Here is a 13309-nt window from a genome sequence, read left to right as displayed (position 1 = left end):
AGGTAACTAAAAGCTTAAGCAGACTTTAGCTCTGCCATTTCCATTTCTCTCAATTTTTCTAAAGCTTCCCATTTAGAATTCACATTTAACTTTAAATATATATTCTGTATGTGAAAGTTTACCGTGCTTGGTGTTACAAATAATTGCTGTGCAATAGTCTTGTAGGTATGCCCTTGCATCAATAAATCTGCAATTTGGTTTTCTCTTTTTGATAAAAACTCAAATTGTTTTTTCTGAAAAACCGTTACTACCTTTTTGGCTACATCATAACTAAGAGCGGTACCTTCTTGTTTAACAGATTCCAGCGCATTTAATAATCGGTCTAATGTTAAAGGTTTAGTTAAAAAACCGTTAACACCAGCCTTAAACGCTTTCTTAATTAGGTCTAGCTCATTAACCTCACTAATCATAATACATTTAGGAGTATATTTTTTATGTCTTAACATAGTAATGCCTTCTAAACCGTTGATTCCTTTAAGGTTAACTTCTGAAATTATAATATCTGGATTAAGTTTTTTATACTGGTCCAAGACCTCGTTAAAAGAGTCAAATACACCTATTAGGTCATAATTACCTAAATGTGAAAAGTAAGTTTCAAACTTGTTTTTGGAAATGGGGTCATTGTCTATGACAATAACTCTTGAAGTGTTAGCGTTCATAAATAAAAGATTTGGGGTTGTAAAAAGCAATCTTAGCTTCTAAAATTCAATTAGGTTAGAATTTCAGAATAAAATTTCCGTAGGCCACCAGTCAGTGGTTTGATGCCTAAAGTACAGTAATAGGTAAACGCTTTTGATAGAAATCAAAATTGCGACATCCGATTTTACAAAAGGAGCGTTAGCTATTAAAAAATAAAATTACTGCCAGAATTTTTGGTAAGTGTAAAAGTAGGTAATCATAGACTCGGGGATTTAAATTAATATACTGCAATTTATAATTTTTTTTAAAACCTAATAATTTTTTGTAGGAATTTTCGACAAAACACACAGAAAATTATGGTATTTGGTTTTAACTGGTTGATATTCACAGGTAAAAAAAAGTGGCCTTAAGCACGCTAACCTGCTTAAGACCACAAAAAACTTCCCCAAGTCTTTATTTTCAATATTGTTTTGGCAATCTTATTTCATCTTTTATTCTGTAAAAGTTACTTCTGCTGTTGCAACAGGGTTGTTGTAAACTTCCATTACCCATTTATCGTCTGAATAAGAACCATCTAAGTTGCTAGTCATGGCCAAGGATGCATCTTCTTTACTATTAAAATCGGCTAGGTATACATAGTATAGTCCGTTTTCTTTATTGTAAAATTTCTTGGCATCCAAACCTTGTTCCCTAAGGTTGCTCATAAAATTGTTTAAGTAGGTTTTGTTTTTGAAAACATTTGCTATTACATAGTAACCGGACTTTACACCAACGTTGTCTGCATTTTTGTGTTGACGAATAAACGAGTCGTCATAATCTCTTTTAAATGGCTTTTTAGTTGTTTTTTCTATAGCTTTTTTAGTGTTGTTTTCTGCTAATCTAGAGCCATAGTATTGTTTCTTTTCTTTTCTAACTGGTTCTGGTCTATCTAATATCTGCTTTACCTCATGTCTTATAAGACGTACCATAGTTTCAAATCTTTTTTCGAACATACGGTCTCTAGCTTTTTCTATAGAATCTTGTCTTAAGATTAATTGGTCTAGTACCAATCTGTTTTCATACGCTAGGCCATCTGTATCCTCTAGTACCGCTTCTTCTCTCATTTGTTCTTTTAAAGAGTGTAATTGCTCTTCATAGTTTCTAACTATTTCGTCTACACGTGCATCTTCAGAAGAACCGCTTTCTGCAATATTTACATTAATACCAGTTCCTCTTAAATCGTCTTTAAAACTATATGCCAAAGATAACTCATGATTCCACCCTAAATTTTCACCGGTATTGCTAAAGTTTTTACCCATTACATACCCTAAGGATAGTTTCTTGTTTAGGTTAAAACCTATACCAGAACTAAATCCATATTTTTTGTCGTAAGTACCTTGTAGCCAACCAAATTTTGGTAAATCCAATAATAGTGATCCAGTATACGTCATTTCTCCTTCTGTAGTTTTACCTACTTGTACTAAGGGCATAACCCTTCCATCTTCAAATATTCCCCTGTTGTTTTCAAATTTATGCGTGTACTGCACCGTACTTCTCATACCCTCTAATCCTAGGTTGGTAACAATCTCATCACTTGTTTGGTTGTAAGAAACCATATCTATCATGTGCAATCCAAAATCAAACCCACCAACAGAAAGGTTAATTCCTGGCTCTATTGCAATTTTGTTTTGTTTTGTAGCTTCAAGAATTAGAGGGTCGTTTTCATTGGCAACCGTTCTATTTTTATCCAAGCCAATGCTCATGTATTTTATATTTGCCCCAAATGTTAAAGCGCTTTTTTCACCTAATGCCACACCCGTAGCATAATTTGCATTAAAACCAAATTCTTGTATTACTCCAGACCATTGCCCGTACATACCTAAACCAAGTGCCGTGTTTTTGTCCAGTTTATTGCTGAAACCTAAGTAATAGTTCTGATTGTTATCTTGGTAACCGGCATACTGATTTCTTAATAGGACGTTTAAATAGGATTTGTTTTCTCTTACCAAAGAGTAGGTAGGGTTAATCATGAACCTATTAAAGAACAGTTGATTATGGAAAGGGCTAACAACGTTATAGTTGTTCGTGGTTTCCTGGGCTTTAACCATGTTTGGAGCAAACGCCAACCACATTAAAGCCACTAAAGCTAATCTAGATACGGGGTTAATACTTGTTTTCATAATACTTGGGGATTTAGGGGTAAAATTTTTTATGGGGAGCTCTATAGCTATTGGCTATTATTCATCGTCAAATGTTGTTGTTGATAAATCTTTTGTAGTGTCGTGGTTTAACGCTCTCATTAGGGCGTCTTCGTCTTTTTGTATGCTAATGGCGGTTTTACTCTTTGGAAAAGCTACAGCAACCTGACTAATTGTGTTAGATTTGATTCTATTTGTAGTTACATGTGCCAAACCATCTTGACCATTAAATTGGATAGCAAAGTCGTCTTTTGAACTATTAATGCTGTTACCAAGATTTTTAGAGTCGCCTAATTTTGAATCGTTTATTGTTACGGCATATAAATCCAATCCGCCAAAACCTTTTCTACCGTTAGAGGCAAAATATAAAGTGTTGTCTGCACCAAAGCTTGGATTAATATCATCTTTCTTAGTGTTAACCTTTGGGCCTAGGTTTAATGGTTTACCAACTGCGCCGTTAGCAAATACATTGGCAACATAGATATCATATTTGCCATAAGTACCTGGCATGTTAGATGCAAAGAACAATTGCTTACCATCTGCGGAAATAGTTGGGTGTTTAGCAGAAAAATGCTTTGGACATACCTTTAACTTGGTAATATTAGTATACTTATCGCCAGTTAACTCTACCCGGTATAATTCATGTACTTCTTCTTTTTTAGAAAATGCTCCATATTCTGGTTTTATAAAAGAAGCCATGGTAAAAAACGCATATTTACCATTAGGAGACACAACAACCTCACTACTTAGTTTTAAGTTTTCTTTTAAGGCTGCAACACTGTTTTGTGCATTGCCGGTATTAGGTTGATAGTCTTTTTCTATTTGAGCCAACCAGTCTTCAGCAGAGGTTAGTCGGGTGTTGCCGTTTTGCATTTTTTCTTGGGCAAAAGCCAATCTTTCTTCATATTTGGATTTGTCTGCACCAAGAGCATTCGTAGCCATCAATTTTTCATACCAGAAGGCAGCAACATCATATTTTTCAAGTATAAAATTTACATTGCCTAAATCTTGGAAGATTTCAACTTCAGAATATCCTAAAGCTAAAAGCTCAAGATAATCATCAATGTTTTTGTTCGTTTCGTTTTTTTCTATGCCTTGCGCATTTAAAGAAGCGCTACTGGCAAGAACTGCAAAGAAAGCCGTTAAGCAAAATTTTAAAGTAGGTTTCATAACAAATTGGGTTTTTGAACTATTTACATTACAAATGTCCGTAAAGAATGAAATGAAGGACTTATGAAAAATTCATAGGTTTTGCATTTTAACCGATAAAAATGCGCATTTCATCGATATTTATGAGGATCGATGTGTAGATGAGCGGTAAAAAAGTGTCGTTTAACGTGATTTTGAATTGATTACGGAAATTAAAAACTAGTAATGGGCCTCCCTCAATTTCTTTTTTCAACAGGTAATTTTTGGTAAAGCGGATTTTACAAGAGTATTTTCCTGATTCGAGTATGATTTAAAAGCGTAGTAATAGTTCATAATCAAGAAAGCTGGCATGGTGCCGTGATATTTAAGTATTCCAATAGCTAAAATGGTTACAAAACCTACTTAATAGTTTACAGTACTATTATGGTCTATGCTTAATTCAGATATCCTTTAGGTGCTTTTAACTATTAGGTAGTGTAAAACATTTCCAATACATAAACTGATAATAGGTAAAAGCGTAACTCAGAAACTTGTGTTTAAAAAGGTCAAATTAGAGGTAATAAAAAAACCGCTAGAGCTAACTCTGCGGTTTTTTATTGTTGGGCTTAGCACCCATTTGCGGAGAAAGAGGGATTCGAACCCCCGGAGGTGTGACCCTCAACAGTTTTCAAGACTGCCGCATTCGACCACTCTGCCATTTCTCCTAAGCGGGTGCAAATATAAGAACCTTTTTTAATTTCTAGAAAACAATTTCAAGTAAATTTTACCAATGGTTATTCCTTTTCTAATTCCTACTTTTGTTTTCCTATTAAAAATAAGCTATGCCAGGTTTTGAAATTTTTTCGGACGAAGAAAAAAAAGAAGTAAATGATGTATTAAATTCTACTGTTTTAATGCGCTATGGGTTTGATGGTATGCGTAACGGGCACTGGAAAGCTAAAGAACTAGAAAAGGCATTGGCAAAACGTATGCAATCTAATTACGCACATGTAGTAAGTAGTGGTACCGCTGCCTTAACCGTTGCATTGGCTAGTGCCGGAGTTGGTGCTGGTGATGAAGTAATCATGCCTACATTTACTTTTGTTGCAAGTTTTGAATCTATTCTAGCTATTGGGGCCGTACCTATTTTAGTAGACGTGGATGACACCCTTACCTTAGATCCCGAGGCCGTAGAAAAAGCCATAACACCTAAAACAAAGGTGGTGATGCCAGTACACATGTGTGGTTCAATGGCAGATTTAGATAAATTAAAGGCTATTTGTGCCAAACATAGTTTGTTGCTTTTAGAAGATGCCTGCCAAGCTATTGGAGGTACCTATAAAGGTGCTCCCTTAGGAAGTATTGGTGATTTGGGTTGTTTTTCTTTTGATTATGTAAAAACGATTACCTGTGGCGAAGGCGGTGCGGTAATTACCAATAATAAAACGTATTATGAGAATGCCCATATGTATGCAGACCACGGTCATGACCATATTGGTATGGATAGGGGGGCAGAAGCGCATCCATTCTTGGGATATAATTTTAGAATTTCTGAATTGAACGCGGCGGTAGGCTGTGCCCAACTTAAGAAGCTAGACGGCATTTTGGCCCTGCAAAAACGTAATTTCACTATTCTAAAAAATACATTGGGCCAATCAGATAAAGTTAATTTTAGACGAGTTCCAGAAGGAGGAGTTGAAAATTATTCTTTTTTAAATTTTTACTTGCCCTCTCATCAACTGGCTAAAAAAGCGCATAAGTTGTTTGGTGAAAATGGGGTAGATGCTTGTTTTTATTGGTTTGATAACAATTGGCATTACTATCGAAAATGGGAACATCTTATTCACAAAACCGCTCTTGGAAAATTGCCACATGAGGTAATTGACCAGTTACCAGATTATAACAAGACAGATTTTTCTAGTTCTGATCAATGGGTATCTAGAAACATTTCTTGTTTAATAAAATTAGGTTGGTCCGAAACTGAAATGCAAGAAAGGGCAAACAAAATGTTAGCGGTTATTTCCGCGCTATAGCCACTTATTAATAGCCTACATAATCTACAATCTCTAGCCCATAACCAACAATACCAACGCGTTTACTTTGTTCCGAGTTGGTAAGCAATCGTATTTTGGTTAGGTTAAGATCATGCAAGATTTGAGCGCCTACGCCAAAATCCTTGTTGTCCATTTCTATTTTAGGAGCCTTAAAAACACCATTGGCCTGTAACTCTTTTACTTGAGCAAGTCTAGAAAGTAAGTTCATGCTTTTTGGTTCTTGGTTTATGAACACAAAAGCACCTTTTTCTTCTTTATCAATAGCCTTGAACATATCAGATAGTTTATCATCCGGATTATTGGTCAAAGTTCCTAAAATATCGTTGTTAACTAAGGTGCTATTAATACGAGTAAGAACGGTCTCACCTTTTTTCCAACTTCCTTTGGTTAAGGCAATATGTACTTGATCGTTAGTGGTTTGTTTATAGGCGCGCAAGCGAAAGTCACCAAAACGGGTTTTAATGGTAAAATCCTCTTTCTTTTCTATAAGACTATCGTGTTCCATTCGGTATGCCACCAAATCCTCTATAGAAACAATCTTTAGGTTGAACCTCTTGGCAACATCCATCAATTGTGGTAAGCGAGCCATAGAACCATCTTCGTTCATAATTTCCACTATAACCCCGGCAGGTTTTAAACCGGCCAATCTGGCAAAGTCTATAGCTGCTTCTGTATGTCCTGTTCTTCTAAGAACGCCACCTTCTTTGGCAATTAGTGGAAAAATATGTCCGGGTCTACCTAATTCATGGGCCTTGGTATTATTATCTACAAGAGACAATACGGTTTTTGCCCTATCACTAGCAGAAATTCCAGTGGTTACCCCGTTTCCTCTTAAATCTACAGAAACGGTAAAGGCAGTTTCTAAAGGGTCCGTATTGTGAGTAACCATTCGGTGTAATCCAAGCTGATGACAACGGCCTTCGGTCAATGGAGCACATATTAAACCCTTGCCATGAGTGGCCATGAAGTTTATGGTTTCTGGGGTAATCAATTCTGCAGCAGCTAAAAAGTCTCCTTCATTTTCCCGATTTTCATCGTCAACTACAATTATTACTTTACCGGCCCTTATGTCCGCAATTGCCTCTTCTATTGAATTTAATTGTATCTCTTGCATTTTAATTAGCAGCTTGTGTCTTTTTCTTCTTTTTAAACAATTTAGATAGTTGTTGGATCCAATTACCATCTCCCATTAAGCCCCGATCTTCGGTAGCTCTTTTGGTTAGATAAACCCCCAAAGGAAGCATTATGATGGTAGATAACCAAGCACCTAAAATAGGATTGATACCGCCTTTTTTTGCTGAATTTTCTGCAAAAACTCCAATAAAATAATAGGCCAAAAACAAGACTATGGCTATTACCATTGGCAAACCTAAACCTCCTTTTCTAATAATGGCCCCAAGTGGTGCACCAACAAAAAAGAGAATAATACAGGAAAGTGCCAAGGCAAACTTTTTATGAAGGGATAAAATATGACGGTTATAAATTTCGTAACGTTTGTTTAGCTCATCTTTTTTGGAATTTACCGTATTCATAATATTCTTTACGGAATTCTTCGCGTTGTTATAAATTTGCGTCTGTTGCCATTCTTTGTATAAATCTGGTATGGAAGCAATGGCAATAGTGGAGTCTTTTTTGGTGCTATCTTGTGCTTTTTCCTTGATAAACGTTTTGCTTATCGAATCTTTCTTTGTGGCCGGAAACGCCCCCATCCTAGAATAAATATTCTTAGAAAAGGCTGCAACTTGTTTTTGGTTGCTCTCTTTTAGAGAGTCAATATCTTTATTAAGCCGAACGACATTTTTCATCTTATCCGTCATAATATCAGACTCCGCTTCAATATCTTGTTCATTTAACGAAGAAACATCTATATTTTTAGTGTATACGTCAAAATAAGAACGGGTATAAGGATGCTTACGTTTCTTTTCGGCAGATTTGGCATTCATGTCTTCGTAATAATGCCCATCTTTAAGCACCAACGATATAATATCAGAACCTTCACTACTAATAAGCTCTCCTTGCTTTGCCTTAATTACCGTAGTGTTTACGTTATTTTTTGATTTTTGGTGAATTATAACATCCTCTAGAAATTGGTCGTTATCTCCAGATTTTTTGGCCACTTTCATATTCATGTCCGTACCTTCAATATCACTAAAAACACCTTCTACAATTACCGCTGCAGGTTTTACTTTAGCAATATTTCTTCGCATGTTAAAAATCTTCTGTTCAGAAGCTGGTATAATGTTGTTGGCCAAGAAAAAGGCACCAACACCTAAAACCATTACAAAAACAATAATGCTACGCATGGCTTTTTGTAGTGATACACCAGAGGCCTTCATGGCCGCAAACTCATAATTTTCTGCAAAGGTTCCAAATGTTAAAATAGAAGCTAACAGTACCGTAAGCGGCAGTACCTTATCTATAAGGGTAGGCATATAATACAGCAAGAATTTGCCAATTATGGCCAAATCTAAGTCTTTACCCGCCAAATCGTCTATGAATAACCAAACAGTTTGAAAGATAAAGATGACCATTAATATGGCGAACGAACTAAAAAAGTTGTAAAGGAATCGCGATAAAATATACCGGTCAATTATGGGTAACACGGGCTTGCTTTCTTGTGTTTTATAAAAATAAAAGAGGGCCTTAAGCCAAGGACCTCTTTTAACTTGTTTTATCTATACGGGATATTAGTTTTTAATAATGTAATATCCTTCGTCTTCATACTTGGCTTGGTCAAAGGTAAACAAGCTTTTTGATAATGGCTGATTCGTTTTAAAAGAATTAACTGTGATAGTAGTTTTGGTACTGTTTTTTCCGGTTTCTATCAACTTATAAATGTGTTTGGTTTCGGCATCTATACCCAACAGAATAGACTTAATTTCAGAATTACTATCTATTGGTGTAAGCTTTACGTATTGTATTTTTCTGCCATTTACATTTTGTAGAATATCCCACTCATAGTTGTGCCCTTCTCTATAAAAAGTAAGCATTTTAGAAGGGGTAACCGTATTTTCTTCTTCGGATTTATCATCTATGGTTACTTCTTCATTATCCGGTACAATGGTATACACTTTGTTACCATCATAAATCTGGGTAGCCCCAAATAGGTTTACCCGGTATTTTTCTCCTGCTAGGCTTGCATTGCCTTTGGTTTCACTCTTGGTGTTGGCCTCGGTATTTTCTAAGGCATATTTAAAAGCAACTTCAATATTGTCATAAGACTTTACCTTGTTGTATACATCATCTAATAACGCTTTTGCCTTTTGGGAATTTTGTGCAAATGCTGCAGTAGTTAAACCTAATACTAAAATTAAGGATAGTACTTTTTTCATGTTTTTCTATTCGTTTTAAATTACGATTCGTTTTCTAATAATTGGTCTAAAGCAACCATGTCTGGTACCAGTACCTGTCTAGCTTTACTACCTTCAAAAGGGCCAACAATTCCCGCAGCTTCTAATTGATCTATTATTCTACCTGCACGGTTATAACCTAACTTTAGCTTACGCTGAATTAAAGAGGCCGAACCTTGCTGGGCAATGACAATAACTTCTGCCGCTTCTCTAAACTTACTGTCCCTGTCGCTCACATCAATATCAATTCCCGTGCCAGAGTCCTCACCAACATATTCTGGCAGTAAATGAGCGTCTGGAAATGCCCGTTGAGACCCAATAAATTCGGTTATTTTACTAACTTCAGGAGTGTCTACAAACGCACATTGTATACGGGTAACATCATTACCCTGAGTGTATAGCATATCTCCACGACCAATTAATTGATCTGCACCTTGCGCATCTAATATAGTTCTAGAATCAATTTTAGAGGTAACCCTAAATGCAATCCGTGCAGGGAAGTTTGCCTTAATAATACCGGTAATTACGTTCACAGAAGGTCTTTGCGTGGCAATAATTAAGTGAATACCAATAGCTCTTGCCAACTGCGCCAAACGTGCAATAGGCGTTTCTACCTCTTTGCCTGCGGTCATGATTAAATCTGCAAACTCATCTATCACCAAAATAATGTAAGGTAGGTATTTATGTCCTTCGTTAGGGTTTAATTTACGAGCCTTAAATTTGGTGTTGTATTCTTTAATGTTTCTAACCATGGCTGTCTTTAAAAGCTCATAGCGGTTATCCATTTCTATACAAAGCGAATTTAGCGTACTAATAACTTTACTGTTATCCGTGATAATGGCTTCCTCAGAATCTGGAAGTTTGGCTAAGAAATGACGTTCAATTTTGTTGTAAAGCGTTAATTCTACCTTTTTAGGGTCTACCAGTACAAATTTTATTTCTGCTGGATGCTTTTTATAGAGTAGGGAAGTAATAACTGCATTTAAACCAACCGATTTACCCTGACCGGTAGCACCCGCCATAAGCATGTGTGGCATTTTTGCAAGGTCTACCACAAAGGTTTCATTACTAATGGTTTTACCAAAAGCAATGGGCAACTGCATTTCTGCTTTTTGAAATTTAGAGGAAGCAATTACCGAGCGCATACTTACAACCGATGCATTTTTATTTGGCACCTCAATACCAATAGTTCCTTTACCAGGTATTGGTGCTATAATTCTAATACCCAATGCAGCAAGTGAAAGTGCAATATCGTCTTCAAGATTTTTGATTTTAGAGATACGAATACCTGCTTCGGGTACTATTTCATATAAAGTAACGGTAGGCCCAATTGTTGCTTTTATCTGCGCAATACCAATTTTATAGTTTTTAAGCGTAGAAACAATTTTGTTCTTGTTTTCTTCTAACTCTTCCTGGTTTATGGTTATACCTGTATTAGCACCATGTTGCTCCAACAAATCCAGCGGAGGGAATTTATAATTGCCAAGTTCTAAGGTTGGGTCAAACTCACCAAAATCCTTTACCAATTGTTCCGCGGTGCTGCTGGTCTCTTCCTTTTCTACTGTGGCAGCCTCTACCTGTAAATTAACATCTTCTTCCTCCTCTTCGGGTTGGGCTATGGTTATGTCCATGTCAGATGTATTAGTTGTCGATGCTTCTGGCACTTCGGGTTCTAATGGAGGTATGTCTTCTTTATGAGTGTAGGTGTCCAAATTAATTTCGGTATCCTCATCAGAAATGGATAGCGGTGTATCTTCTACGTTTGAAGTTACAGCGTTATTTGCTGGTTTTGGTTTCCGCTTGGGCAAATCCATCGCCCTAAAATAATTACCAATAGCTTCTGGTGAAAAGTTGAACAACTGGACTAAGATCACTACAAGGGTAAATAGCAATATCAAGAAAATTCCAATTTTACCCACATAATCTTGGAGAAAATCGTTCATCTCAAAACCTATCAATCCACCCAAAAGCGGCTGTTCAAAAGCAAAGAAACCTAAAGCAATAGAGGTCCAAATCATCCCTATGAGGCCCCAAATCCACTTACCAATTAAGTTTTTGTATTGCAATCCTAAAAAAAAGTATAGTCCGCTAATGGCCATAAGTACAGGCAACACAAAAGATGCTAACCCAAATCCCTTATACATAAAAAAGTGGCTTACCGCTGCTCCAAATTTATTGAGCAAGTTTTTGGCCTCTGCATTGCGGTCTCTAAATTCGGTCAACAAGCTTTGGTCTGCTTGCCAGGTAAAATAAAACGAGATAAACGAGAAGAATAAGGCAATACTCAACACGATTAAGAAACACCCAAAAATAATTTTGTTCTTTTTGGATAGTACAAACCGATTTGGTTTAGGGGTTGAAGATGCTTTGGATTTTCTCCGTTTTTTGGCCATAGGTTGAATAAAAGGGCAAATTTACAAAATTAGCTTAGCTGTAAAAGCCGAAGCTTTTTAAAGTATTTTGGGAATATATATGATTAGACCAACTGCCACCGCAACTAAGGAAACCAGCATAACAGCCCCGGCGGAAACGTCTTTGATTAGGCCTATTTTTTCATCGTATTCTGGTTGTACAAAGTCCGAAATCTTTTCTACAGCGGTATTTAGGCCTTCTATGCCCATAACCATACCAACCGCTAAAAATTGCAATGCCCATTCCATGGCCGATATCTTAAAATACCACCCCGCAATAGTAACCATAACCGCAATAAAAAGCTGAATTTTTATACTTGCTTCGGTAAAAAGCAGAATAAAAAGGCCTTTAAAAGCATATCCTACACTTTTTATGCGGTTAATGATAAATGGTTCCTTAGGCATCCATCAAAGCTTCAAGTGCGGCTTTATAATTAGGCTCATCTACCGTTTCTGCAACTTGTTCTGCATACAAAACTTTCGCATTTTCATCTAAGACTATTACAGAGCGGGAGTGTAAGCCTTTTAATGGTCCGTCCGTGAATTCTAATGCGTACGCTTTACCAAAATCTCCAGACCTAAAATCAGATACGGTTTCTACACTATCAATACCTTCTGCACCACAAAAACGAGCTTGTGCAAAAGGTAAGTCTCTAGAAATGCATAAAATTTTGGTATTCTCTAATTCTGCAGCCTCCTGGTTAAATTGTCTTACAGATTGTGCACATGTTCCGGTATCTATACTTGGAAAAATGTTTAGCACTACTTTTTGTCCTTTAAAATCTGAAAGGGAGCACTCACTTAAGTCGTTTTTAACCAATGTAAAATCTGGGGCAGTACCGCCAACTTCTGGTAGGTTCCCCATTGTGTGTATTTCGTTTCCTTTTAAGGTAACTGTAGCCATTTTTTTGTTTTTATGTTTTCTCAAAAATAGCACAAAAAGAAAACCTTCCACAAGTTAATGTGGAAGGTTTATAGTATTAAGGTTTAAAAACCTCTATTTATCTATGGCTCCCGTTACCCTAGACATAAAACCGTTTAAGGCTTCTTTTTTGGGAGTACCCTGCTTTACTTCTTTGTAAACTTCTATAGCTCCGTAGATATTAGAAATTAATTCGCCCACGGTATCCAGTTCTTCATCTTTTAAAGATGGACTCTCTGTAAGGTCTTCTAACGTTTCTGCGGTCTCTATTAAGAAATCTTCATCGTTGGCTTCTGCAAAAGCCACCAAATGTTTAATTAGCGGCAACCTCATGAACTAATGTTTTTAAAACATCGTACTTATTGGTCTGTACTTGGTTTTTTAAACTTCCATTTTGAAAAGCAGCGAATGTTGGCAAGTTATCTACCGTTGCTAATTTGCGCGATTCTGGAAACTTTTCTGCATCTACCAAGACAAAGGTAACATTCTCATTTTCCCTAGCTTCTTTTTTAAACTTGGGTTTCATGATTCTGCAGTTACCACACCAAGAAGCAGAATATTGCACAACTACATTACTGTTCTCAGCAATGATTTCTTGTAAATTGTCCTGTTCTAATTCTAGTAACAT

General features: G+C 36.4%; 12 protein-coding genes and 1 tRNA gene. 1 reads left to right on the top strand and 12 read right to left on the bottom strand.

The annotated features are described in order from the left end of the window. Window positions 1-14 precede the first annotated feature (14 nt). The 4 genes from BUL40_RS05720 to BUL40_RS05705 all read right to left on the bottom strand — a co-directional run bounded on the left by BUL40_RS05720 (window position 15) and on the right by BUL40_RS05705 (window position 4669). A complete protein-coding gene (locus BUL40_RS05720; protein WP_010516553.1) occupies window positions 15-659 on the bottom strand; it encodes a response regulator transcription factor in 645 nt (214 codons plus the stop codon). Between the two features lie 471 nt (window positions 660-1130). Further along, window positions 1131-2798, bottom strand: a complete 1668-nt coding sequence (locus BUL40_RS05715; RefSeq protein WP_080318438.1) for a PorP/SprF family type IX secretion system membrane protein — start codon at window positions 2796-2798, stop codon at window positions 1131-1133. A gap of 57 nt (window positions 2799-2855) precedes the next feature. Next, window positions 2856-3986 carry a TolB family protein gene (locus BUL40_RS05710; RefSeq protein WP_080318437.1) on the bottom strand — a complete coding sequence of 377 codons (1131 nt, stop codon included), beginning with the start codon at window positions 3984-3986 and terminating at the stop codon, window positions 2856-2858. A gap of 598 nt (window positions 3987-4584) precedes the next feature. Then, window positions 4585-4669, bottom strand: a tRNA-Ser gene (locus BUL40_RS05705). A gap of 117 nt (window positions 4670-4786) precedes the next feature. Here BUL40_RS05705 and BUL40_RS05700 point away from each other — a divergent pair. Further along, window positions 4787-5977, top strand: a complete 1191-nt coding sequence (locus tag BUL40_RS05700) for a DegT/DnrJ/EryC1/StrS family aminotransferase (RefSeq protein ID WP_080318436.1) — start codon at window positions 4787-4789, stop codon at window positions 5975-5977. A gap of 7 nt (window positions 5978-5984) precedes the next feature. Here the strand turns inward: BUL40_RS05700 and ribB are convergent, their stop codons facing one another. From ribB to BUL40_RS05660, 8 genes are all read right to left on the bottom strand, one after another. After that, a complete protein-coding gene (ribB, locus tag BUL40_RS05695) occupies window positions 5985-7112 on the bottom strand; it encodes a 3,4-dihydroxy-2-butanone-4-phosphate synthase (protein WP_010516561.1) in 1128 nt (375 codons plus the stop codon). A gap of 1 nt (window position 7113) precedes the next feature. Next, the gene (locus tag BUL40_RS05690) at window positions 7114-8529 is read right to left on the bottom strand and encodes an LptF/LptG family permease (RefSeq protein ID WP_244901827.1); all 1416 of its coding nucleotides are present in this window, start codon (window positions 8527-8529) and stop codon (window positions 7114-7116) included. A 156-nt stretch (window positions 8530-8685) separates the two neighbouring features. Continuing rightward, window positions 8686-9330, bottom strand: coding sequence for a LolA family protein (locus BUL40_RS05685; protein WP_010516565.1), 645 nt, complete (start codon window positions 9328-9330; stop codon window positions 8686-8688). A gap of 20 nt (window positions 9331-9350) precedes the next feature. Next, the gene (locus tag BUL40_RS05680; protein WP_080318435.1) at window positions 9351-11741 is read right to left on the bottom strand and encodes a DNA translocase FtsK; all 2391 of its coding nucleotides are present in this window, start codon (window positions 11739-11741) and stop codon (window positions 9351-9353) included. Between the two features lie 57 nt (window positions 11742-11798). Next, complete coding sequence (locus BUL40_RS05675; RefSeq protein ID WP_010516569.1) at window positions 11799-12164, bottom strand: diacylglycerol kinase family protein; 366 nt, start codon at window positions 12162-12164, stop codon at window positions 11799-11801. Further along, window positions 12157-12663: a thiol peroxidase gene (tpx, locus tag BUL40_RS05670; RefSeq protein ID WP_080318627.1), complete on the bottom strand. Its 507-nt coding sequence runs from the start codon at window positions 12661-12663 to the stop codon at window positions 12157-12159. The genes BUL40_RS05675 and tpx overlap by 8 nt, the downstream gene beginning before the upstream one ends. Window positions 12664-12756: 93 nt before the next feature. Then, on the bottom strand, window positions 12757-13014 hold the full coding sequence (locus BUL40_RS05665; RefSeq protein WP_010516571.1) for a DUF6952 family protein: 258 nt from the start codon (window positions 13012-13014) through the stop codon (window positions 12757-12759). Next, the gene (locus BUL40_RS05660; protein WP_010516572.1) at window positions 12995-13309 is read right to left on the bottom strand and encodes a thioredoxin family protein; all 315 of its coding nucleotides are present in this window, start codon (window positions 13307-13309) and stop codon (window positions 12995-12997) included. The genes BUL40_RS05665 and BUL40_RS05660 overlap by 20 nt, the downstream gene beginning before the upstream one ends.

It is taken from the genome of Croceivirga radicis (genome assembly GCF_002072105.2).
In the GTDB taxonomy this organism is placed as follows: Bacteria; Bacteroidota; Bacteroidia; order Flavobacteriales; family Flavobacteriaceae; genus Croceivirga; species Croceivirga radicis.
This window is presented reverse-complemented; position numbering and strand designations above follow the sequence as displayed.